General features: G+C 50.4%; 16 protein-coding genes. 10 read left to right on the plus strand and 6 right to left on the minus strand.

Annotation, left to right across the window (positions count from 1 at the left end):
• Positions 1–9: 9 nt before the first annotated feature.
• Complete coding sequence (locus tag F506_RS20060; RefSeq protein ID WP_053200356.1) at positions 10–474, minus strand: Lrp/AsnC family transcriptional regulator; 465 nt, start codon at positions 472–474, stop codon at positions 10–12.
• Positions 475–621: 147 nt separating this feature from the next.
• On the opposite strand from F506_RS20060, the gene glmS reads away from it, so the two are divergent.
• Positions 622–2439: a glutamine--fructose-6-phosphate transaminase (isomerizing) gene (glmS, locus tag F506_RS20065; protein ID WP_053200358.1), complete on the plus strand. Its 1818-nt coding sequence runs from the start codon at positions 622–624 to the stop codon at positions 2437–2439.
• A gap of 234 nt (positions 2440–2673) precedes the next feature.
• Here the strand turns inward: glmS and F506_RS20070 are convergent, their stop codons facing one another.
• Both F506_RS20070 and F506_RS20075 read right to left on the minus strand, forming a co-directional pair.
• Positions 2674–3144 (minus strand): protein-tyrosine phosphatase family protein, encoded by a 471-nt coding sequence (locus F506_RS20070; RefSeq protein ID WP_053200360.1) that lies wholly within the window; start codon positions 3142–3144, stop codon positions 2674–2676.
• 104 nt (positions 3145–3248) lie between these two features.
• Positions 3249–3746: a DUF6471 domain-containing protein gene (locus tag F506_RS20075; protein WP_053200362.1), complete on the minus strand. Its 498-nt coding sequence runs from the start codon at positions 3744–3746 to the stop codon at positions 3249–3251.
• 883 nt (positions 3747–4629) lie between these two features.
• Between F506_RS20075 and F506_RS20080 the strand changes: the two genes are divergently transcribed.
• The 7 genes from F506_RS20080 to F506_RS23865 all read left to right on the plus strand — a co-directional run bounded on the left by F506_RS20080 (position 4630) and on the right by F506_RS23865 (position 13892).
• Positions 4630–6039: a hypothetical protein gene (locus F506_RS20080; protein WP_053200364.1), complete on the plus strand. Its 1410-nt coding sequence runs from the start codon at positions 4630–4632 to the stop codon at positions 6037–6039.
• 469 nt (positions 6040–6508) lie between these two features.
• Positions 6509–7834: a helix-turn-helix domain-containing protein gene (locus F506_RS20090; protein WP_144424120.1), complete on the plus strand. Its 1326-nt coding sequence runs from the start codon at positions 6509–6511 to the stop codon at positions 7832–7834.
• A 602-nt stretch (positions 7835–8436) separates the two neighbouring features.
• Positions 8437–9414, plus strand: coding sequence for a hypothetical protein (locus tag F506_RS20095; RefSeq protein ID WP_053200370.1), 978 nt, complete (start codon positions 8437–8439; stop codon positions 9412–9414).
• Positions 9407–10363, plus strand: a complete 957-nt coding sequence (locus F506_RS20100) for a PDDEXK family nuclease (RefSeq protein WP_053200372.1) — start codon at positions 9407–9409, stop codon at positions 10361–10363. Before F506_RS20095 ends, F506_RS20100 begins: the two co-directional genes overlap by 8 nt.
• A 118-nt stretch (positions 10364–10481) precedes the next feature.
• Positions 10482–11042: a hypothetical protein gene (locus F506_RS23330; RefSeq protein WP_144424121.1), complete on the plus strand. Its 561-nt coding sequence runs from the start codon at positions 10482–10484 to the stop codon at positions 11040–11042.
• A 5-nt stretch (positions 11043–11047) separates the two neighbouring features.
• Positions 11048–13345, plus strand: a complete 2298-nt coding sequence (locus F506_RS20105; protein ID WP_144424122.1) for a hypothetical protein — start codon at positions 11048–11050, stop codon at positions 13343–13345.
• 250 nt (positions 13346–13595) lie between these two features.
• Positions 13596–13892 (plus strand): helix-turn-helix domain-containing protein, encoded by a 297-nt coding sequence (locus F506_RS23865; protein WP_407638248.1) that lies wholly within the window; start codon positions 13596–13598, stop codon positions 13890–13892.
• A gap of 34 nt (positions 13893–13926) precedes the next feature.
• Here F506_RS23865 and F506_RS20110 read toward each other — a convergent pair whose 3' ends face one another.
• From F506_RS20110 to F506_RS20120, 3 genes are all read right to left on the minus strand, one after another.
• Positions 13927–15369, minus strand: a complete 1443-nt coding sequence (locus F506_RS20110; protein ID WP_053200376.1) for a HipA domain-containing protein — start codon at positions 15367–15369, stop codon at positions 13927–13929.
• A 466-nt stretch (positions 15370–15835) separates the two neighbouring features.
• The gene (locus tag F506_RS20115) at positions 15836–19702 is read right to left on the minus strand and encodes an NACHT domain-containing protein (RefSeq protein ID WP_144424124.1); all 3867 of its coding nucleotides are present in this window, start codon (positions 19700–19702) and stop codon (positions 15836–15838) included.
• 30 nt (positions 19703–19732) lie between these two features.
• A complete protein-coding gene (locus tag F506_RS20120; RefSeq protein WP_053200380.1) occupies positions 19733–23782 on the minus strand; it encodes a helix-turn-helix domain-containing protein in 4050 nt (1349 codons plus the stop codon).
• Positions 23783–24035: 253 nt separating this feature from the next.
• Between F506_RS20120 and F506_RS20125 the strand changes: the two genes are divergently transcribed.
• The gene (locus F506_RS20125; protein ID WP_053200383.1) at positions 24036–24620 is read left to right on the plus strand and encodes a hypothetical protein; all 585 of its coding nucleotides are present in this window, start codon (positions 24036–24038) and stop codon (positions 24618–24620) included.
• A gap of 158 nt (positions 24621–24778) precedes the next feature.
• A complete protein-coding gene (locus F506_RS20130; RefSeq protein WP_053200385.1) occupies positions 24779–25549 on the plus strand; it encodes a hypothetical protein in 771 nt (256 codons plus the stop codon).
• The last annotated feature ends 84 nt before the right edge of the window (positions 25550–25633 follow it).

Raw genomic sequence — 25633 nt, forward strand, 5'->3', positions numbered from 1 at the left:
CGAAGCCGTTCAAACCGCGATGCGGGTTTCAAACTTGCTGCGGTGAATCGAAAAATAACTGCGCACGTTGCGCACGTTCTGATGCGTGGCGAACAGGCGATGCGCCAGCCCGTGATACGCAGGCATGTCCGCCACCTGCACCATCAGCACGAAATCCGGCCCCGGCGACACCCGGTAGCATTGCAGCACCGCCGGCTCCGCCGCCATCAGCGCCTCAAACTCCACCTGCTCCTCATCGCCCTGCCGGTCCAGCGTGATCTCGACGATCGCGGTCAGGGCCGGCCCCAGCTTTTCGGGCGCGAGAATCGCCACCTGGCGCGTGATCACGCCCGCTTCCACCAGCCGCTTGACGCGGCGCAGGCAAGTCGGCGGCGACGCGTGCACATGCTCGGCCAGTTGGAAATTGGTTTGCGCCGCGTTTTCCTGCAAGGCATTCAGGATGCGGCGGTCCAACTCATCTAGATTGATCGTCATAAGATAAACTTATTTCATTAATTTGAAATATTATTTCACCAAGAATAACTCTAGCAATAATAAATCAAATATAAGCCAATTTAGAAATCTTATTTCAACACCCCTGACCTAAGATGACGCCATTCACCCAATTTCGAAAGGCAGCATATGTGCGGCATTGTCGGCGCGGTTGCGCAAAAAGACGTCACTCCAATCTTGCTCGAAGGCCTCAAGCGCCTCGAATACCGCGGCTATGATTCCTGCGGCGTGGCGGTGCACATGGACGGCAAGCTGCAGCGCTCGCGCAGCACCGCGCGTGTCGCGGAGCTGCAAAAACAGGTCGCCGAAACCCACCTGGCCGGCTTCACCGGCATCGCCCACACACGCTGGGCCACGCACGGCGCTCCGGCAACGCACAATGCCCACCCGCATTTCTCGCGCGACCGCATCGCGCTGGTCCACAACGGCATCATCGAGAACTACGAAGAACTGCGCAAGGAACTGCAAGGCGTCGGCTACGTCTTTGAAAGCCAGACCGACACCGAAGTCATCGCCCACCTGGTCGACCATATGTATACCGGCGACCTGTTCGAGACTGTGCAGCAAGCCGTGCGCCGCCTCGCCGGCGCTTACGCCATCGCCGTGTTCTGCGTCGATGAACCGCACCGCGTGGTCGCCGCGCGCCAAGGCTCGCCGCTGATCGTCGGCGTGGGCGAAGGACAGAACTTCGTCGCCTCCGACGCCATGGCGCTGGCCGGCACCACCGACCAGATTATCTACCTCGAAGAAGGCGACGTGGTCGACCTGCAATTGCAACGCTACTGGATCGTCGACGCCGCCGGCAAGAGCGTCACGCGCGAAGTCAAGACCGTGCAGGCCTTCACCAGCGCCGTCGAACTCGGCCCCTACCAGCACTACATGCAGAAGGAGATCTTCGAACAGCCGCGCGCCATCGCCGACACCCTCGAAGGCGTCAGCGGCATCATGCCGGAGCTGTTCGGCGACGGTGCCCACAAGGTGTTCAAGGGCGTCGATTCGGTCCTGATCCTCGCCTGCGGCACCAGCTACTACTCCGGCCTGACCGCCAAATACTGGCTCGAGTCGATCGCCAGGATTCCGGTCAACGTCGAAATCGCCAGCGAATACCGCTATCGCGACAGCGTGCCGAATCCGAACTCGCTGGTAGTGACGATTTCACAAAGCGGCGAAACCGCCGACACCCTCGCCGCGCTCAAGCACGCTCGCGCGCAAGGCATGCAGCACACGCTGACCATCTGCAACGTCGCCACCAGCGCCATGGTGCGCGAATCGCAACTGGCCTACATCACGCGCGCCGGCGTCGAAGTCGGCGTCGCCTCGACCAAGGCCTTCACCACGCAACTGGCGGCGCTGTTCCTGCTCACGCTGGCGCTGGCGCAAACCCGCGGCCTGCTCAGCGACGAGCAGGAAGCCGAACACCTCAAGGCCATGCGCCACCTTCCCGCCGCGCTGCAAAGCGTATTGGCGCTGGAGCCGAGCATCGCCGCCTGGGCCGAAGCCTTCGCACGCAAAGAAAATGCCCTGTTCCTCGGCCGCGGCCTGCACTACCCGATCGCCCTCGAAGGCGCCCTGAAGCTCAAGGAAATCACCTACATCCACGCCGAAGCCTACGCCGCCGGCGAACTCAAGCATGGTCCGCTGGCGCTGGTGACGGAAGAAATGCCGGTGGTCACGGTCGCGCCGAACGACGCGCTGATCGAGAAGCTGAAGTCCAACATGCAGGAAGTGCGCGCACGCGGCGGTCAGCTGTACGTCTTCGCCGACGCCGGCTCCAGCATCGCCTCCAGCGAAGGCGTCCATGTCATCCGCCTGCCGGAACACTACGGCCTGCTGTCGCCGATCCTGCACGTGGTGCCGCTGCAATTGCTGGCGTATCACACCGCGCTGGCGCGCGGGACGGATGTGGACAAGCCGCGGAATCTGGCGAAGTCGGTGACGGTGGAGTGAGGGGGGACTTTTGTGACTAGTGTGTGCGGTAGATTATTAAAAGCCTCGGTTTCGCTCCTTCTAATAGAGTCGGTTGTTACCCCACGACGGACTCAAAACTGTCGCTCACGAGCCAAACCGAGGCTTTCATTTATCGCTACATTTCGTGCGTACAAATGGCCGCAACAACTACCCGTCGCACAGCACAGATTGAGGCCACCCTCACCCGTTTTGCCTGAACGCAAGTTCCTTACCTTAGCGCCCCGTCATCAGCTTTAGAACGGATGGATTCGCCTCCGAAAGCTGACCATGGTCGACGACGCAACCGTATAGCTCATTCAGCGCGAGAACAATTGCACAAGAGCGAGAAAAGCCTCCCTCACAATGAACCAAGATTGTTCGAATACCTGAAGGTAGGCTCTCTACAAAGACCTTCACCTGACGCGCCTGCTCTTGAGTGAACGCTTTTTTAAGCCTCGCCTCGGCGCGCTTTGAGAGATTGGCCGTCGCCAGAAAATCAACATCAGCGAAACTGAGTCGCAAGATGTGCGAAAAGGCTGCCAGTTCTGCCGGGGACTTCTCGGGAGCCGTTATTGAGATAATTGCAACAGTATCCAAAAATGGAATCTTCTCCGCCTCACTACGCGATAGCGCAATTGCCTGCCTGGTGCCGTCAACCGGTGGGGCATAGAGACGACTAAATAATGTACGTGAAGAGAGTGGCATATGCTTTTAAAAAAACATGTGAATACATGTGTTTTTATACTCTAGGGGAGCCACCATAGAATCGCAATGTTGCGCTGGAAAGAAATCGATAGAGACCGCAAATATCAAGAACGAGCGGCGGCGAGGAGGTCTCGATATTCAATATATGGGTCAAGACTTCTACTGCGCAAAACAACCAAGCAACGCAAAAATTCAGGCAAAAAAAGATTTCCGCTAGTAACGTGCTCAACCAGGGTCTTCTGAGTAAATCCGGCATTCAGCTCGCCGAGACGCTGGGCGAGTTCCTCAATTTCCATCGGTGCCAATTGAGTACGTTCGGCCTCCAAGACTGCCCTGGAACGGCCATCCCAAGTGTCATTTGCGAAAATTGGAGGCCACCATATTTGAGGTAACTCCGCGTCAATTGCACTAAGTATTTGGAGAAAGAGAACCAAGCGAACTCTTCCCGCAGCCACTCGAGCGGCAAGAGTCTTATCGTCCTCCGTCACGCCAAATTCGGCTAAGCGCTTCGCGAGCTCCGCATATCCAACATCCTTTCTCGCCAAAGCAACTCTGACAACACGCGCGGCCAAGCTAACCCACTGAGCATTTATATCGCTCATGAATTTCCTTGAATTTTGGATTTTTCGGACTAACGTAAACGCTATCTACGCTTAAGTTTTTAAAGGTAGTCTGCGGCAGCTTATTTTGCCGCGTGGATAGCAATTACGCTTCCAGGCAATTGTATTTCACTGGCACAGTTCCGCCAGCAGTTTTATTACACATTGCGCACTACAGAGGAATTTATTAATTCTGCGGAAGCTTGGCCCACAACATCCAGAGATGGGGAAGCTACCAAGGAAAAAGAGAATATTCAGGAGCCAAAAATGGCATTGCAGAAAAATTGTTTACCGTTATATACTGCCCGGCCACTATATTTTTTAAAAACATATACCCCATTAAACAATGGTATAACAAGAATGCCATTTTTGTCAAGGGACGTTGCACGTTTTCGCATTTCAAAACCCGGAGGATGTAAGTAGCCCGACTGCCAGCCAGAAATCACGGGACTACGCTCGCTTCACCTACAACTTACGCCGCTTATCCAGTGGAGGTACCTCCCAAATAAAAATGGGAGGTACCGGCTGCAACCGGTACCTCCCACTGGATTTGTTAATCGGTACGCCGTTTTGGACGCCCGCAAACCCTTCACGCGCGGATGGTCTCATGAACGGCGTACGCTGTCAACAATCGCGCCTAAAAATTGCGCGACTTGATATGAGACCACTCAATGGATAACCGCATCCTCGACGGCGGCCGCCCTCTTCCTGGGCCGCCGCCGAAAAACCTTCCCCAAAATTCTGCACGGCCCTTTGCCGTCCGCACATTTGCTGCGCGAGACTCAGGTCACGTCTCGAATGAGGCTCAATTGGCAGGCCGTGGCTTGCCTGCAGTTCCGCGAATTCGGCGACCTCGCCTCGAAGCTCTCGTCAATGAGGTGCCGCGATGCAGAACCAAATTGTAGTCGGCGACGACCCTCTCCCCATCCTTGCCACGAAAGCCATCGAACCTTTGCCCTGGTCACTAGCGGTAAGCGACCTTAGTGGAAATGAGATGACTGAACTAATGCGTCCAAAAAGCATGGATGAAATCACGGTGAGAATGCGGAAGTCGGGCAACCCCAGGGCAAAAGAGCTTCAGAACGCCGACATCAATACGAAGCTTGATGCAATAACAAACGACTTCCCTGGCGCGCATATGGTTGTCAAAGAGACGAGCACGTTTTTTGCACAAGTCAACGCGCGAGTCCGGAGGTTTTATCAGTCCAAACTATTTGGCGATGAAGCGTTTCGTCTGTATTTCCATGCCTGCACAGAGATTAAAAATGGTGGGAACCTGCGTCCCATCCCTCCATGTTTATCCAGTTTCACTGACACCAGCTTCTGGATGACGGGGCCCTCCGGCATGGGACGTACCGCCGCACTGGAACGCTTTGTGCAAATGCTGGGTAAGCCGTTCAGAGTAGAAGGAACGCATCCTGTACCTCAGCTCATGTATATATTTCCATGCATATTTTTACGGTATCCGACATGCGGGACACTCGAAGGATTATTTCGAGACCTGCGCTATCAGGTCTTGGCCGGCATCAGCAATCACACCGTCGAAATCAATGCTCTATCTCAGTTGCTTGGTGGTAGGGGAAAGAACAGAGGCACGCCAGAGAACGTTGCGATTGCCCTTTGCACAATGCTGAATGTTGGCATATTTATTCTCGATGGCGGAGGTTGGGCCAACGTCAATAGCAAGACTTCTAGCATCTTCAGCTTCCTACTCAAGCTGAGAGAATTCTCAGGCATCCCCATCCTAGTTTCTGGGACTAGCGCATTCCTCTATTCGGCAACTTATATGAACAAGTTGAACGGAAATCTATTCAACGGACCGGGTCTGCACATGGACAGATTTGCCCTTCCGAAGCACATCGCTTCTGAGGATGGCAAAGAACAGCCCAAGGGTTTGTGGCAAAAAATCGTGGCTTGGCTTTGGAAGCAAGGCTTCATTCCAGAAGACTGCGCAATGCCTGCAGCGCTTCCCATGTGGATTTACGAGGCCACTCTTGGAAACTACCGATGGCTCAAACAAGGCTTCGAGGCATTGCATCTGTCTCTAATTTCCAGGTCTGAACTTCTTCATCCAGGAAAGTTAACTAGAGAGGAAGTTCTTAACATTTTCGGTACGCGATTGATGCTTCATCAATCGACTATGCGAGCTATCACGAGCATGACGTTCAAACCTAAGAAAGACGACCAAATTCGGATTCTCCAAAATCTGGACTACATGCCTACGCCAATGTTTAACGACCCCACTGTAAACGGATGGCTTTCCCCAATTTTTGACACCAGAAACGTAGACAGATGAAGCCCAACCTATTGGTCCTTCCGCACTCGCCTGACGGGGAAATTCTCAATAGCCTGTTGAGACGCATCATGAGCTACTTGGACTCGGGGTCTTTGCTGAAGATTTGTCGCCAACTGCTTGAGAGGCAACCAGGACTAGACGGTATGCCCAGTCATCTTGGCGAATTCCAACGGGTTTTCGGCGATACCTACGGTGATATCGATACTTTCATTGAGAACCACACAGAATTCAACTTCTACTGCTGCGGCTTGCGGAAAGAAAAAATCACATCTCAACGGGTTCGATTGATTTCAATGCATCGAGGTCCTGTCCGACTATGCCGATTGCCGCTATTGCTAGGCACCTGCGACGGCACATACCTTGAGTGCCCGGAATGTACTGAGGCTCAAAAAAAAAGGAAGGATTCTCTTATGTCGACCGCCTTTCAGGTGCTTTACATATATCCATCTGCCCAAAGCATGGAATCCCAATGCAGGCAGCTTACGGTCAAATGAGTCTCTTTCATCAAGAGTGCCAACTAACTCCTAATAGATATCAAATTGAAATGACTATGGAACTTGGAAAACGTATTGAGCATTGCATGACAATCTCAATGGAAAAATCAAAGTATCACAAGGAAGATGTTGTCCAAGCGTTGCGTGAAGCCAATTGGATAGATGAAAATGGCCGCACAAGAATCACTGAACTACAGGCTACCTTCGCTAAGTATTTCAAAGGTGCTTTTCCTGAAACACGCTTGAACTTTATTGTCGGCGATGAGCATCTCATTCGCACTAATCTCACCGCCCTGACCAGCCTCAATAAAGATGTGCATCCGGAAATCTGCATCCTGCTCCGCTGGTTCGCCGAGAACGTCTCCTATATAGCAGCTCCTCGCACGATGGCATCAAACGACGTTCAGCGGCGGCCGGATAGACCGACTCCCTTAACAGATGCCGTCGTCGCCGCGCTGGCAGAGCATCGCACTCTCAAAGCTACCGCTGCAGCCCTAAATATTCAGCAAGCGGTCCTTAGCGCGTTCTGCGATTTTCATGAAATCGTCGTTGCCGCGACCAATAGGAAACTCAAAGAGAATCTAACGGACGTCGCCAAGGATTATTTAGAAAAAATGACTCCTAAAGAAATAGCTGACAAATATGATGTGTCACTTTCTCAAGCATATCGTTGGCGCAAGGCCACCACCAACCAACCTCTTCCTAGCAAGACTGCACTTGCCGACCAGGTCAATGCTGATTTGGTGAGTTGGGAACGCGCAAAAAATATGAACCCCACCTTCTCCACTCAGCAATTAAGACGCCTGCTACCGAATGAATACACACGCTTACAAAGAAACGACAAGAATCGATTCGACAAAATCAAACCAGACGTAACTTGCGTGTCAGTCGCCGATGCCCGTATTCCGCCACAAGAAGTGCTCAAGCCATTGAAGACAGCACTTCTGGCCACAAAAAACAGCAACGAAACACCGACCGAGACTGCGAAACGTCACTCAAAATATTACTTGCTCAAACGAATCGGCGTGCCAGCGTACGCCTTGAATAAGTGCGAGAAAGATGGACTCGTTTCCTCGCTGACACAGACTCAAGTGCAGTTCGTTCTTAGTCGAATTCTGCAGGAGCTGGAGCTAAATCCCCCCTCCCCCACTGCCCTTGAACAAGCTGCCGCGGAAGGTCCATCCGAAGAGCTAACAGCGAAACGTCTTGCTCTCGCTCGAGAACGCTTCAATCGGAGCCCGGAGTCTTACGCTAAAAAGTTAGGCTTGCGTTCGTCGTCTATTCGAAAGGTTCTCAAGTGAAAGGCTCTCAATATATTTCGGGGCATCAATCGGAAACATTTTCATTTCCCAAACTCTCCGTGACTATGGCACTCGTGGATTCAGAGGATGTCGGTCTCTATATTCGTCGACATTCGTTAGACCTTAGCTTCTCCAGAACGCTGAGTGGGCCGAATATTAAAGACAGAAAATCAGGACGCCCTGGATTGGCGTATCCAACTGGGCTGGAGTGGTACAGCAATAATGTCCATGGACTTCCTAGCGCCAGTGCGTTGAGAGAGGGACATACCCGCGTTCCTCTATTTTCCCCATTTCTTTCTCCCGACGAAGTCACCCTTCTACACGCCCATCACGATGGAGCGTCCGTACCAGGTATTGTAGGGCTACTAGGTCTGTCTCAGTCACCGAGAAGTCGTATGGCGCTCTGCCATAAATGCGTGGAGTCCGACCTGAAGAAACAAGGATACGCGACGTGGAGACGGCAACATCTCGCGCCGGCAATTTTTATGTGTGCGTCCCACAAAGAACCACTCATGACGTTTTGCGACGTTTGCGAGGCTGGTCATCGACGCAAGCGGACGAACTGGAAAATATCAACTAGATGCATATGCAAACGCCGCAGCATGAAACCTATCAAGATAACGGACAACCTTGGGATGGAGATGGGAATCGGATTGGCCACTATGGCAGACCAAATCATGGTTGGGGAAAAACCTACGGACCTTTCTGCTAAGTCGGTCACCAAGATACTCAGCCATATATTTGATTTCCGTCAGAGAACTAGGCACGAATCAGATTCGAGATTGTTTGAAGCGATGCAAGAATCCTGTGGTCGTGACGCTATTGAATACCTTGGAATCCGTAAATTGACTGCACGCAGACTGGTCGGGGCAGACTTGCATGACGGATATGTTCGCAATCCAATTCATCACTTGGCAGCTCTGTACACAATCAATAAAGGACTTGATGGTTTTCAATCTATGTATGTGGCAGCTAAAGAGCATGAGCGCATCAAATTCTCTAGTGCTGAAGCTGAGCCGGAAAAGCTGAAGGTACGCCGAAAGAGCCGACACCGCTCAGGGCAGAAATACATCGACCACTTCAATAGCCTTTGTCAGCCTGAACAGCAACGACTTGAGAACGCACACCGGATATGGTTAAGTGACCAGCTTCGCCAAAATCCGAATATCACTCGCTCCGAATTAAGGAATAAAAAGGAGCAGCACGGAGCGATGCGGCATTTCTCCCTTGTCGACACAACTTTCTTTGAGAAGCACGGCCCAGCCTCAAAAAGACATTCGAGAAAATGTGGCATCGACGCTTTATTGACTCGTTTGACCGAACACTTGACCAGAAAGTACAGCCTTTCTATCGAAACGTCGCCAATGCAGCGCATTACCAAGACCTATCTGTTGTCGAATTTTCCGTGCGAATCGAGCCCAAGCTTGAGTCTGTCATCGAATGAGGCTCAGGCGTTGATTGCGAAATATGCAGAAACTATCGCGGACTTTCGCAAACGTATCGAAGAAATGCAGCCGCCTATGACAAAGAAACAGGGCAAGAATAAGGCTGAGCTCGACGTGGAGGTAGCTTATGCCTAGATATCCTTCCAACGCAATAACGATTCCGTTCACGCCAGCCGACGAGGAACGTATCGTCCAAACGGGACGGCTCTCAATCGCCCCAGGACTCAAAGCACCCGTGAATTATTCCGGCTTCGACCTGACTCGCTTGCAAACATCGACCATCCTCACCTGGCCACCTCAGTTGCCGGAGCGAGACCCGCGCGGACAACTCTCGGCGCCGCAGTACCGCCATTGGAAGAAGGCGAGCGAAGGACGAATCGGCATCGCCGGCAACTATTACAGCTTTAAAGCGGGAGGAGTTGTACCTTGCCAATCGGCGCTTGAACGTCGCTTCCTTGTTTGCGCCGAGTTTGACCCAAACATCGTTGAAATCCGTGCGCAATATGCCTTGTGGGGCCGGGCTGATTATCTGGCCTGCAAGCATGCCGGTTTGCGATTACCCAAGCACCTCAAGATTACGCTCGACTTTATGACGACCCTCAGAGCAGGAGACAAGTTTCACTACCACGCTGTTTCAGTCAAACCTTATGAATTCACAAGCGAGACGTCAGAAATCAAGCGCCACAAAAAAGAATTCGGTCTGGTCGATAGCTGGAATTTTACGCATCAATTTATTACCGAGCACTCAATGCCTAGCCAGTTAGAAATTAACTGTCGACGTCTTTTTGAAAACATGCGCTACGTCGAGGATGTCGAAGTATATCAAGTTCGCGCTGCAGCTTTAGGCGAATACATGTCAAACAAAACCGTATTGGACATCTGCGATTGGGAAATTCGAGATGCCGCTCAACATTTTGGCTGGTCTCGTCACGAGACTTACCGTGTTTTCGGAATAGCAAATTTTCTAGGCTATTTGAGAGTCGACCACGTGCATGACCTTCTTCCTCATAAGCCACTTCATTTACAAATGCCCAACCAGCCTGTCATCAATTTTTGGAGTAACCCGTGGTTACCGGTCAAATGAAAATCTATTGCATATCTTTCATACGAGAAGCGATATTTGAAAGCATGAGGGGCTTCTCGTATTGCTCCTCTCACCCCTATCTTGGTGTCGGGATTAAGAGCAAGTCAAGGAGCATGCCATGAGTAATCCTTTGATTCCACTACCTCACTTTGAGCGCAACTCCACAGTTAGCCTATGCAAAGAAAGCGGCAAACTCGCCATCTATCGCATTCTGGATACAACTCCCAAGGAGGTCTGCGCAATAGAAATTGGAAAAGTAAATTTTCCTTATTCTGGCGCGCCGGTGTTCTCCCCAAACGGGCCACCGAGGAATGCTAGGAGTTGGGAAATCTGGGCTGAGGATTTTTACATGCCTAGGTTTAATCACTGCTTGCTTCGGCCGACTCCAGACAAATTTATACCGCTCCACATGACAGAGACATCCATTCCTTCTGGAGAAGACTCAGAGCTTGATTTGCGTCGCGCTGCGGTTCAGTTTCTCGACCGCAGCTTCGGAATGACTATTCTCGCTGACCAGTTCAGTTATAGGTGTGCAATCAAACACGCCTCATTTCGCTTTAATGCAGCTCAGTGTGACGTACGCGGTTGGTATGAAATTCATCTCTTTTACGGTCGGCATCCTAACGCATTGATGCATAGACATTGGAATAGAGGAACACGCATCTTGAAATCGATTTAGTAATCATGAATAAAGACAAACCTGTGCTCGTTCGAAACAGCAACGTGTCTCTAGTCACGAGCCGTGGATGCGAGGCCATTTTTCGCATAATTGGTCACAACGATTCGCACGTCTTTGCACTGCGACTTGGCACAGCCATACTGACGTCGTTAAAAGCTGGTGGAAAGAAACGTACGTTTACAGCCGCCCCTCCTTCTGAACATATTAGAGACCGCATTGTATGGACCCGTGAATTCGTCGAAGATGCCATGAGTCGAGGAAAACTGTTGCGAGTCGCAGAACATGGCCACCCGGAACAGATGAATGAACTTGCATTTCCTCTCGGCACCAATAGCCAGCTCGACCTTCGGCGCCAAGTTGTTGCATTTATCGATGTCACTTGGGGAGACCGCATACTTTCGGACAGACGTGCCCAGGCTGAGTCCGTAAAAGTTGCGGCTGATAGATTTTCGGTAGACGAGGATTCAGTTCGCAAGTGGATTCAACGGCATCTTTTTTATGGGAAACACGAAAATGCGCTCGTTGACCACAACTGGCTCAAAGGTGCACCAGAAGTCTCTCGTCTCAACTTGAAGGATGCGGATGGCCGGCCTATTCGATGCGGCCGCCCTCCAAAAACACAGGGAACGTTCAAGAAGAAAGGGCACCAAGTTCTACGACTGACCGGACATTTGCTCGCTGAGTATACCAACTTCATAAAAGAACAAGCCTATGACACCGATGACAGCTTTCCGATTATTTTCTTACGCTGGACTTTGAGTAGGGTCGCAACGACTCGAGATAAAGAGGGTCACCGGATTTATGTTCCTATCAATCCGAGAATTCTCCCTTCCGACCAAAACATGAAAATAAGAGGGCGTAAGCTCTTGAAGGAGTTCCGCGATGAACGTGAGGCTAAGAAGCCCGTTCCCACCGGGTCGAAGGGCGGTAGCGTGCACGACATCCTCCATGACCAACTGCCAGTGCTGCAGATTGATGGAACGACCGCAGATAATTTTCTCCTATATGGAAATCACAGAATCAAAATTGAAGGTCGCGGGAAGCCCACAGTTCTTTTAGGTGTATGCCCGCACAGTTCAGCAATCGTCGGCTGGCACGTGACCTTCGGGGCCGAAAACGGTGATGGTTATCGCCGTTGCGTCTTTAATGCAGCCATCCCCAAGACTCGCATACTTATGCGTTGGAAAGTCTCTCACCTCAAAGGCTTCGTCTACGGCTGCGCCAGCGAGGTTTTTACAGACCGTGGCCCCGGCATTTCGATGGCCACGACCACCTCTCTCGTCGGACGCTTTCGGATGCATGCGAGCATGGCTGCACCTGGCACACCGCCAGCGAAAGGCCCTGCCGAAGAAGTCATGGGGTATTTCCAAACTGCCTTGGCGGAACAACCTGGCTCTACCAAGAAAACCGGAGACCAAGCCAAGGACCGAACTCGGAGATTGACCGCCCCCGACGGAGCTATCTCAATGGAAAGGTTTATGCAAGCGCTGTTGACCGCCATCAGTCGCCGCAATCTCCTGACGAACGCTAGCCACCTTCTGACTCCAGACCATATGAAGGGTGAAATTAGCAAACCGGTAATGGGCAGTCCAGCTGAAATCTACAAGGCGAACAAGCTCGCCAGGACAGGCGATGCTTCTTGGGACTTCGCTCCCGATGATGTCTTCAGGCGTCTTTGCGAGGAAAAAACTCGAAAGGTCAATCGCGATGGGCTTCTGCGCCACGGGACTCATGATTTCAGTTCGAATGAACTTAAGCTATTCGCACGCAGTTACGCACGTCTACACGGTGGTGCGTCGGTATCCATCAAATACTACGTAATTCCAGATGCTCCATTTTTATTGCTGTGGGAATTGGATGGTTTTGGATTGGGCATACTCGAGCCAACGGGAAAAACTAAAAAATTCAACGAAGACGGAACGGATTACTCCATCGAATACCAAAAGATTGTGCGTAAATTCCTCGGCGCCGAGGCTCATTTTATCGGCAAAGAAGCGGTCGTTGAAGCAGAAATCCTCATGAAGAGATTGATTGAGTCATCCAGGAATGGGGTTTCAAAGATGACACAAGACCGAATCGATGACGTCGAAGAACACGCTGACGATGAGATTCCTGAATACGTCCGCGATGCCAAACCACGGACTAAAGCACGTGCTGTTCACGACCGAGATGAAGTAGAAACAATGGTTGAGGATTTCCCTCAAATGCCCGCGACGCCTACTAGTCCGGAAACACACGTCGCACATCCGCCGACCTATCAAAGTTCGATTGATGATGAGCAGGAACTTTTCACCGATTTCTAACCCGCAGCGCGAAAGGCGCACTAGCAAATCTACTCGGATTTAAGGAGACATATGGAACATAACAATTCAACGCAAGAAACCATCGCAATCTATGACGATGATACGGACTCCTGTGCCGTAAAGTTTCTTACCAAGATTAAGTTCCTTCGAGACTACGCCAGTCCGGAGGTCATAAAACCTCGGAGCTTAGGTGCAAAAGTTTAATACAGGTGAGCACGCAGCTCCCGTTCCCCAATATTTGGCCAGCCAGATGACCAAGATTGGAGCTCTGCTCGTACGGCTGAGATATGCCCACCCAATGCGACAAGAAGATGCTGCGGCACTCACAGGGATTTCTCGAAATACTGCGTACAGGATTGAGAACGGTGATTCCAGTGTGGCGATTGGTAACATCCTCCGCTACCTCGAGGTTCTTTCTCCTGGTGCCACTATTGGAGACCTTTTCGATGAAGGTTCCGCCACTCTTGTGACACTTCGCCTGCGTGAAGCCAGAAGACGTACTCGAGTCGTCCTAAAGAAAGCAATTAGAATTGAAAAATCAGAATAGGACCAAACGCAACCAGGAGCGACTGAACACAAGTTCAATCGTCGCCGTTAAACATGCGCCCAATTTCTGAATTCGTTGCATCGATATCGGCCGGCGCCTCAAATTTATCTTTTGCCAGCCCCAGATGGACCCCCGACGGATTTCCATGTACATAGATGTCTCCAGCAAATCTCAACATTTTCTTGGCTTGAGATGACACGAAGTCGGTGACTGATAACAGGAAGGCACGTTCGTCATCGGTGTAGATGCTATCAATCGCCAAGCGTTTGGCGTGGACAAAAGCAGCGGAAGCTAGTCGCGCCAGTTCCTCTCCAAGCAATCTAGCAGTAACGCCGGCAATACCTGCAAATTTTAGGAGTTGTTGAGCGTCCACCTTAACCAATTGAAATGTGCCGCCATAAGCCATTGCCATCTCTTGCGCCACTGCATCCCCATATGCCTGTGTGCACACCAAGTCGTACATCGGAGCTAGAGCGAGTCCATCATGAGTCTGGAAAAACGAAATATTCTTGCCATGAGCGTCGCTATTCCCGATAAGCAATTGGAGGAGCGCCCATTGAAGAATACCCTTCACGACTTGCGCCGGCACACTAAAGTAAGGTCGAAGTGAGAATAATTTTTCGAAACTTACGCCGATACTTGGTACATTCCTAGAGGGCGTATGTCCCTTAGGACATTCATACTTCCATTCAGCTGGCATGTTGAGAGCCTGGCAGCCATCGATGATATGACGACGGCGTACGATTGCTCCGCACTGTCCATCATGGACGTTGTATTCCACGCTGCGGTCAAATCGCTCAATTAGAAGAACCGGTTCCGGGGTCCTCCGAATACCTACTGAAGCTACCTGCAGGCCAAGGGCCGCTGCGAGCGACATGCAGAAATGCTCATTCGCAACCATGAAAGGGGTTTTCGGATTACGCGTTTCTGGCTTGATGATATGCGTCGATGAAAGAGAGCCGCCCACAAGAAAGAACTCGCCGTTCTCGACCAGAATCTGCAACTTATCTTGGACGCCTGCGAGCTGCTGATATAACCGGCCGCCCCACACTGAGAATGGATTCTTGTCTCGAGTTCGAATACGCTGCGCCAGCTCTTCGTCGCTGATATATCGGCGAAATGGTTTCTGAACATTGGGAAGAACAACATTATCTGCGTCCCACACGAAACTCGCAGCTCCTGCGGGCTCTTGGCCAAGTCGTAACGCCAAGATTAAGGTGTTAGCTATTGACACTTTGTTTCGAGCAGCGGCCACATGAAGCGCCTCTCCCTCCGGGAGCAAGTTATTCAGGTAACGGCGGATGGTATATGACGGTATTCGCTCCCGGCTGAGCGACATGTGCGACGAGAGTGGGAACGCTTGAGGTGACTCACGCCAATTGCGCGAATAGTGGAATTTATGCAGGTCATCCAGGCTCTCACAGAATAACTCACCAATTCTTTGGCTATCGCTGATTGCAAGAAGTTTGTAGGTCATGGACGGCCTCCGACATGAATGGCCATTGCTCGAGGGAAGCTCTTAAGCGATTTTAAGATGTTCGCAATGGCTTATCCAGCGCATATTTAGTCGAAGGGACGCGGTGCTTGATATATCGAGCATAGCCGGATTACGGTTTGATTTATCGAACATAGAAATGCGGCTCTCCTGCGACATTTTCCGCGCGGGCAATAGGATATTTCTTGCTAAAATTAACGAGGGCTGCAAGAGCCTCTAATGAGGGCGTAGTCGGTGGCAAGAGCCTTCATTTAATGGGCAGCGGGTTCAGCCGATGAACCAGGAGTAGAGGCAGCGACGCACGTCGCTGGTGCTTGGAACCGGTCAAAGACTAGCTAACAACAGGTTGCGACTACCACCCCCTTAACCGTATCGCAACTAGATGCCCGTCGATTCGCGCTAAGCCAACTCTAAGTTGACTCCTTGGGACGCGTGTAAATGTTTGCGACTAACATAGTAGTCGCCCCTGTTCATCAATGAACAGCTCACGACGCAAAGTGCATACTTCGCGTAACAACCAATGTAGACAATCGTTCCCGGGCGTTCCCTCAGACGTGAGCATAGAACTGAAAAACTCAATAAGCTGCTCACGGTCATAATTCTTCAACATATTTGCTACGTTGCGGACATAGTGCAAATTAAGCGGCTCGGATATCAAGCGCTTCACTAATATCATATGCGCGTCGCGGAACGACGGTTCAGTAGCCGAACGAAGCGCATAGAATATGGGTACGTCCTCGAGGTCGTCTGATTGAACGAGTTGTAGAAGCTGATTTGGGGGTACCTGGTTAAGAACTTCAGAAAATACATCTGGTATTAAAGGTGCCAGCATGGTGCTATTAATCATTCTCTCAAACAGCTCAGGATTGAACGTCGTCAAACCTTTAAATCCCAAGAGAATTTTTTTTGACATATCGTCATCAAGAGAAAATGAGCCAATCACAGCTTTGATTGCCACTTTTGGAACGGAGCGCAATGCCTCTGCCCCCCAAATTTCATCCCATTTAGTAATGAAATGTGTGGTCGCAAACATCTCATCGAACAACATAGAAGAGTTTTTAGGACCAACGTTCACGACCATGCCTGTGTCACGAGACCACTCTCTGTAATGCTCAAGGAGCCGCCTTCCGTAGTAACTATTCAAAAAAATGGAAGTGTTAAAGCTCATCTTGATGAGCCACGCCATCCCTAGTGGCCGTATCGCTGCTGCTGTCTTAATCACGTATTCGATGACTCTAGGTTGAAGAGCAGCACCGTCTGTTGTATTGAAAAACAGTCTCTGATGGAATTCATCAAGCAATGAAGCAGGCAGGCCTTTGATGGTAGATATAACCTCAAGAGCTTGGATATTTGGATGGCCCGCGAACGAATACGGTAGCTCCCTCATCAGTTCCGGCAGCATGTCTATTCCATGGCGAGCAACAAGAACTCCCCACCCCTCAAGGTAGTAACCACAAGCTATCCACTCGCGAGCTGTTGAGTCGTCAATTTTTGAGCTAACAGTTTCTGCTAAACGACGGCAATTCTGGCGTCCGGGCTTAGAGAATGCTATTTTTTGAAATTTTGCGACCCACTCGTCCCCCAGTTCAGGTATTGCCATAGACAAGACTTCTTGACTGCTTGGCGCCATAGACGGGAAATTCGCTAGTAACTCTTCAAAGACAGCATCATCACCACAAGAGACAAGCACCCGGTTGCTATCCCATCCAGACGAAAAATTCCCTCCGCTTAACACCGGATAGTTACGGCTTAGCCAAACAGCAAGTTGCCTGTTTACCCTGCGATTCGCTGTGAATTGAAGTTTCCATGGCTCTGAGGCTACCAAGGATGGAAGATGTTCAAATCCCCACTTCGGAATCTCTGCGCTACACGCAAGAGTGATGTACAACGCCTGATGTGCGCCAAGCTGACCGCTCACGAACATTTGCTCTAACCATGGTACCCATTGGCCGCTCCCGTTAGCCGCAATTGCGTCCGCCACGATATCGGTGCCTGGGCCGCCGAGCCATGCCCCTAATGCAGAGCGATTGGCAAAAAGGACGGCGATATCGAGTGCATCCACTAACTCCGGCACATATAGTTTTTCCTTTGCCATTTCGTCGATGACCAACAGTGCTTTACCAAAAAAATGGGAGCGCCCTGTCCGCACCCCGGCGATAGCGGCGCGGCATCTAACAGAAAAATGAGGATGTTCGAACATCTTCTTAAGTGTCAAGGCCAAGCACGAATTTGTAGATACATTGTGGAGACTCGCGTCGAATGTAGCTGCCAGAACCACATCTGTATTCGCAATTTCGGCAATAAGTGTTGGCTCGACAATTTCGCCTGACTGCAACGCGAGATTTAAACTCTCTCGAGTCGCCAATTCAGTTAACGCTTGGTTAATTTTGGAACCACGCAATATACCTACACCAGATAACCAACTCCAATATAAATCGTGAATCGCAACGACAACTTTGCCACGCTGCATCAGCGTTCCCAGTTTATGCAGTACCTCCTGGGGTTCTACTATTTGACAATTAGTTGCCGCCTTACGGAGCGCGGCAAGAAAATGAACATAAGAGCGTTCGTCCTTTAGGGAAAGCGTGGAGACGGCATCTGCAAGGACATCGTCAAACTTTTCTGGTAATTTTTTTGAAACGTGCTGATGAAAATTTGCAATAAGTTCCCCTTGAGTTGACGTTTCACCTCCTAACAGAAGATACAGAGATAACATAAGTGGCAACCGAAGAAGGTCGACGACCTGTTCATCGAGAGCATCTAGGCAGGAAGAATCTTGGCGAAGAACATCTTGAATTTCGTTGGGGGACAAGCGCGCCAAAGACCAGCATTTAAAAGTTGCGTCACTATTGTCCAGCCGCCGAGCGGTTGCGATGGTACGGACGCCATCAAGTGCCTGGAGAAGAATTGTTCGCTCATTGGAGTCGTTCGTTGCGAATTCAGACCAGCCATCTAGCAACACGCAGACATTTTCATGCTGCAATAATGCAATCGGGTCGATTTCGGGTTGCATGGTCCGAATAATTGACATGACTGAATCTGCAGTTTTCAATCCGCCTATGGGAAGCAAAATAGGAAATTTACTAAACTCGTCAACGATACCAAAACCACCATCGGGCACCTCAGAGGCTTTGCTCGGGGTCTCCCATTTACGCAAAATAGTCTCTGCGAGATGATGCAACGAATGGCTTTTCCCCGAGCCTGGAGCGGCGTAGATAAGGTGATGCACGTCTCCGTATTGAAGAAGGTCCTCAAAACGCAGTCTCAGAGCGTCCTTGCTATTGGCAGTCTCTTCATCTATCACCCAGCGGTCTACCGTTGATAGGCAATCCAGAGCCGTTTGAGTAGCTGACGCTACATCAGGAAACAACAATAGCAATGATGGGGGCCTACCGAAATCACACAGTTTTCTTGCGAGTTGTTTAAGCGACTCTTCACTAATGTTTGAAGAAGCTGAGCCTTGAGTACCTGAAGATTCTCGTGTACGAGTAGCTTGAGAGATGAGGTCTGCTGCAACTTGAGATGGCAAGGAATATGCAGTGGCCTCAGCAAAGGTATCGAGAAATTGCTTCCGGTCTAACATGCGACTCTCTTTTTGCAAGACCTTGCGGACTACGGCTGCCAAAATTGCATCATAGGCGTCGCCAGCAGTGCTAATTTCTGCGTCAACTTCGCTCCGGATGCTACGGAGATATTCCCGTCCATCCCTCTCTAATTGCTCCCATGGCGATGCGTCGCAAGCAAAGCTCAAACACCTAAGAATCCGATTGTGCAACTGAGCACTCGTACAATTTCGAAGAAAATTCGAGAATGGACCGTCTAAGAACCGCAACTTAAGGGCATCATGAAGTTCAGTGACGTCACCACTTGTTGCTGCAGCCTCCCATTGTTTCAATGCTGGTACGCCACTGGGGAGAGGATTTTTATATTCATATCCAATCGGCGAGGTGGTCAAAAACGTCATGAATACTTCTCGCCCCGGGTTATTTTCCTGAAGTGAAAATAGTGTAAGAACCGCTTTCTGTACATCCACTGAATTCAATGTAACGGAACCTGATTCGCGCGTCTCTTTTACCTGAACTACTCGAAGAATTTCGTCAACGTTTTTTGGTGTTGAAAGTAGCTCAGCATAGTCTTCCGCTACTTCTAGGTGCAGCTCACCGTTTATAGGGAGTTTCATCCATGCAGCTACGGACGCATGAATTTGATAGATATAACCTCGCAATGAAGGAACAGCCTGTCTTTTAGCTTCCTCTTCGCTCAGCTGCCAAGGTGCCTCTGTAGAACCAAAGTTTTTAATAATATGGCTGCTCATGTTCCTCTGCCTCAGACTATTTTTCTATTATTAATCATCGTCGTCCTCAACTGCGAATCTCGACCTACGTTCTTGTGCAATTGAATAGCGAGCATCTTTAAGCAGCTCATCGTAGAACTCAAATGTCGGCTCGACGCGACTAATAGCAGCCAGTTTTTCTATACAGTGCTGCTCTAGTTGCACGTCTTGTGGAAAAGGTTGACCTGGTGTTCCACTTCGAACCCCGGAGCGTGTTGCCGCTACAAGGGACGACCTAATATCATCCAGCGCTTCGTCGCCAATGAGTTCCGCGGCATTGAGGATGTCTTTGATAAACTGAGAATGTTGATATAGGAGAGTTGACTGACTCTCACGTAATATTCTGGCAACGAGCGCAGCATGTTCTTTCGTGCCAGAAGACAACCATGCCAGCAGCACATCAAGCACTAGCCGGTCATAGTTTCCGCAAAGGCCCGCCACGACCTCCCCAAGTCGCCTTACTATTTTCTCAATTTCTGACTCCCGAAGAGCCCAATCAAGCAACTCCGCCAAGAGGCTTGGGCCTGTCTCTATTTCCATGAGTCCAAGCCCTTTCCCCCCATGTTCTTTGCTCAGTGGCGTATATGACCAGCCCTCACGACGTGCCGCTTCTAACAGACGTGCTTTAACAAGAGCAATTACCGCTGCGGGGTCTTCTTTAATTGCAGCAGTTAGGAAACCACGGACCCAGTAGTCTTCCAACTCATCGAGCACAATAAGTTTCTCAAGAAGCTCACTTCGCCGTTGAGCGACGATACTCTTCGGAATCACGTCTCCGCCAGCTAGCCACATGAATATTTCGTGAGTTGCTCTTAGATTGACCGAAAAATCCGTCAGACAAATAAGTTCTACTGCTAAGGTTGGATTTCTCACGGCAATTTGACGCGCGAGTCCTGCGACCGAGAACAACACACGAGAACTAGAGGACCTAAAGATTCGTCGAAAGAGCTCAATCTCGCTCTCTGTATAAGCGCGGGAGGAACTGAATCGTGCATACGCTTCCGCAAGCTGAGCCATGACCTCATCTGAGCCTTCTGAACGGTTGAGATATTCATTCAGCAGCTGCGAATCTCCATTCTCAATAACTATGCTCAGTGCCTTACCAACATAGAGAGCAAGTTGACCGGCCTTTTCTTCCTTGTTCTTAAGCAGCAGTTCGGTAGCAAGTCCTGGCGCGAAATCGAGCAGGTGATTTACAAGAATGTAGGACGCACCATACCCCTTCCCGGCTATGTTTTCGATACTCTCCAAACAGTGATTTAACTCGATGAGAAGACTACCAGGGTCAGAGAATTTTTCTATCAACCCAGCTGTTAGGAGTTCTCGCTCGCCTTCATGCTCCTCTCTTTGCTCTGACTCTCGGAGACGCCAAGTCTCTGTTCCCCAACCATCAATAAGCGCCCGCACGAGCCGAGTTCTTAAGTCTCTATTTATTAATGCCAAGATTTCGCTTGCATCTGCCGCGGTCTCTGAGTGTCCATAGAATGCATGCCATGCGACCGCCTGTCCAATTCGAACTAAAACCGGAGGCGCTACGTAGACGTCATGAAGAACCCGCTTGATATCTTGCAAGAGCTTAAGATGCTCACGCTTCCAGGAATTCTCCGCTGTGTCGCCATGCATTGGCCCCCGTAGAGCCTGAGAAAGCGTTTGTGCCGCAATAAATGCCTTGCGGTCAGGCCCTTCTCGCAGGTACTTAAGCAAAGCCTCCGTCACCTCATCTCGAACACTCCGCACCGCATCCAAAGACAGTTGATAGCGACTGAAAGTCATCGTCATGCGAGAGTAGCTTGTTGCTTCGATTTCAGTAACCAGAGCCCCTTCAAGAATACTAAAAGGCGTATACACAGAGGTTAGAGAAGGGGGGCGTTCGAGAAGCGCTAAGGCGAACCTCACAACTTCCTGTACATATTCAACTGGCTTATTCAGCTGAAATGTAGCCAGTTCCTTGAGAACACGAATGCCGTGACCAGGATGCTGGCCTAGCTCGCGAGCATCGTTGCGTCCCGCTTGCCATAGAAGTTGACACGCCTCTTGGACATGGTCGTATGTATATCCTGCATAGCGCACCATATTACATACCGATGCACTATCCCCATGGCCATCGGAAATGAGGCGTTTTGCGAAGTTCAATGCGAATCTCGGCTGATAGTAAGCAACAGCCGCCACAGCGTCGACATGTGGATTGTGGTGACGCCCTTGCCAACGGAGTTTAGGACCCAGAGTATTTAACAGCGGGCTGTCGTCGGTCTTTCCTTCACGTAGTCGCCAATCAAGCCTCCCAAGATTGACGAACAAGCTCTTCAACTGGTCAGCTACCGCGAACTCGAAGACTTGCGTTACTCGGTCGTTAGCGGTGCCGTCAGGGTGTAGATAGTTTGAGCGGATGATTTCATCTGCAAGCAAGTCTGGAGCAAGCCTTGAGCGGACACCTCGTTTGAAAAGAACACCGGCTTCACTAAGAAGGCGCATCAAACGACTCGCTTCCGGTTGCTCAACTCCTTCGACCTTCGATAACATATTAAGCAAGCTAGGGTCATCCGGAATGATTGGCTGCAGGAGCGCGATAACGCGTAGAACGGCTCTCATTCTTTCGACGTCCTGACCGGTGACCAGCTTGACTGCAATGACATCCTGGAGGCTCTTCAATACATAAGTTCGAAACTCCTCTGCCTTTCCCAAGAGCTCCAGCGACACGGCATCGCGTGCAACCAGCTGTGCCGCCAAGACTGTAACCAACGGAGTGGTAAACGTCGCCTTGGCGATTTCTTCAGCAGCTTCCAAGGGGCCTTTGCACTCAGAGAGAATCGACTCGGCCAGTGTTTTGGCTTGCGCCCGAGTTGGAGGATGCATTTCTACGAATCCAACAAGACTTCCTGAAAGACTTACGTCGGCAGCTTGAAGCCGTAGCGCTTCTTTCCCATATGGCCGGAGCGCCAAAAGTAGGCGGGTTTTGTTTTCTGGGACGGCTGCATATCGCAAAAGGACACTCAAGTCCTCTCGTTCATGCGCATCATCAACGACAAGTATTGTTGTGCCACCGTTACTGTCACGCAGCCCTTCTAAATGATGAGCTTTCACCTCCTCCGTTGGCGACACGAATCGGACATGAAAGTTAGAGGTGTCTACCAAGCGTCGAGAAATCTCTCGGAGTATGCGGCTCTTGCCGGCGCCCGGAGCTCCGAGAAGGCAAGTCAGCACTACACCCCCGTCTATTACGTAGTCCACAACTTGTGAAACCTCCGCATCTCTACCAATCAGCTCCCACGCATGATTAAAAAAGCGGTCCGGGACTAAGAAAGGCTTGAAGAATACGTCCGGGGTCTGAATAGGTCCCGCATCAAGGATTCCCAACAAGTCTAAGCGCTGCCCGCTGAAATATCGGTCAACCAAATCCAATCGGTCTGTCATCGGGAGTTCATGAAACTTTCGAGTGATGTCCTCTTTGTCCCATAACTCCCAGTTCTTATGCGCCGCCATTGCATCACGAGCCTTCGGGCTTGCCACACTAGACAGCAAGAGTACCTTTAGGTCCGCGGAATATGTCTGCTCTGCTACCGCGGTGTGGACTTTCTGTGCCCCGAATTCGGTAACCCGTTTGCATTGGAAGGTATGAGTACCGAATTCTCCTTTTACAGCAATATCAATTCCGTGTTGCTTGTGTCCGGTAGCTCCATAGCGCTGCACTTCTCCTTTACGTTCTCGATACCTCCGGCCCAAAAAGGCAGCGCAAAAGCTTTCAAATGTATCGGGCGGTAAGGCTGAAAGTGGGAGGGGGCGGTCATATGAAGTTGCGGTTTCAGATGGCACCTCTTTTGGCCCCTCTCGATACTTGGCAGCCCTCACGAGCTCGCCATCTTGAGCACGCACCACTTTCTCGAGCTCAGGCATATCTTTCAGGCGCGGCCGCGCAATGCCCTTTTCCCAACGACTTACAGTCTGTTGAGTTACCCCCAAAGCCGTTGCTAACTCTTGTTGCTTTGCGAAGCCCGCCGCGGTACGGAGGGTAATAAGCAATTCGCCAAAATCTGAATAGACCAGAGGTGGAGCGCTACGCGTCATGATTGAATCCATTTCAAAAACACATAAAAAAGTGTATCAGAAAAAAATCATTGTGCAAACCTTGAATTATTTCAGTGCGTTTATTCACTTATAGAGGGAAAAATCATAAGAAACGGCGAACACAGAAAACCGAACCTTATTAGCGCCGCGCACAACTATTGCGTCTGGAAGATGTTGACAGAGTTGACATTAGGCAATCTTTAAGCGACCTTATTATTCTTACTACTAAGAAACTCAAAAGAAGGGGAATGATTTGTCCAAAAAATTGTTGGCTACCGCAGCCACTTGCGCCGCTCTGCTCACTGGCTGCCTTATTCCAGAGTCGTTTAAGGCAAAGGTCGATTTCGCTGCGAATGGCGACTATACCTTCAGCTACGATGGCACCGCAGTGCATGCCATGGCTGCCGCTGAGGAAAAGAAAACTGGGTCACTGCGAGCGAAGGACGAGGAGGGTCTGAAAGCTGAAGCCACCAAAATGAAGAATGACCCGCTGGTCCAGTCGGCCGAGTACCTTGGCCATGGTCGTTATCAGCTAAAACTGCTGGCAAAGAAAAAGGCTGGTGAAAATCTGAAGATGATGGATATCTTCTCAGTTACCCATGCAAAGGACGGAGTCATCACCATTACGTCTCCGAAGCTGGCCGCAAAGGATGTACAAGAATTGTCCAAACTGGGAATCAAGATAGATGGCACATTGGAAGTAATTCTTCCGAAAAACGCGACTGTGATTTCTCACAACGCCACGAGCGAGCCAAAATTCTTCGGCCTTTTCGGCACCTACTCATGGAAGATTGGCTCTCTGGACCAACGCCCTGAAATGAAAATTAAGCTGAAGTGAGAACCCCGATGCAAACAACAACACCGTCTTTAGGTTAGTGTCCTTCGTTGGAATATAGCCGCTATGCAATGCCATGGCGGCACAAGGCCGTCAATGTCATGAAGAGGCTATCCTCAATTTGACGAATAGCGATGTCATGATATTAATGGAGAGTATTAATGGATAACGAAGCAGCTTTCTCATTTAACTTCAGCGCATTTATGGCTAAGAAGGCAAAAATCTATAACTGGGAATTTCATGCGTTTCCGGTCGGCCATCAAGATGTGGAGCTAGGTGCAGATTTCGTCATTTCAGACTCGACAAGATACTCGATTATCGAATTCAAGGCTTCGCACGCAACCTGCGTTGCTGAGAATCGGAAATGGCGAAGGAGACAACTTTGCGAAAAGTTAGACACTACTATTCCTATGCGCGTCCCACACGATAAGTGCCATTTCATATCTTGGGTAGACTTGGAAACAGGGATTGCCAAGGTCAACATTTATCGTCACGAAGCTTGCAATCAGTCAGTGTTCGGCCAGTCGAGCAGACTGCTAGCCCTTGAACCTCTAGCTACAACACGCATGCTGGGCAGCCAATTTGCCGAGGGCTTTTTCAAGGGCAACAGTGAATTTTCACTCTCGCGCGAGGAATTCAAAGCATATGTGAAATGGGTAATGAAGGAAACAAGCGGCTCCCAGGAAGAAACTCTGCGATTTTTAGTGAGCGACCCAACGTCGCAGGAATGTGTTCAGATTCCGCTGTTTTCTATTGAGCAAGTCCATGCGTGGATGCAAAAATATCCCTCACAAAATTCGAGCAATACTCCATCAACGCCCCAGACTCAGAATTCTGGCCTCGCCCCTAACGCTGGAAACGTCGCGGATGATTCTCTTGATAACGACTCCCAAGATGCGCCAGGGAGAGGAGGCCCCAAGAGCGGAATTTGAATGTACGCAGAAGTATAGAGAAATGTCACTCAACGTTGCGAAATTGAGCACAAGACACAAGAATGAAAAAATCCATGTAGATAA

The sequence above is a fragment of the Herbaspirillum hiltneri N3 genome, from assembly GCF_001267925.1.
Lineage (GTDB): Bacteria > Pseudomonadota > Gammaproteobacteria > Burkholderiales > Burkholderiaceae_D > Herbaspirillum > Herbaspirillum hiltneri.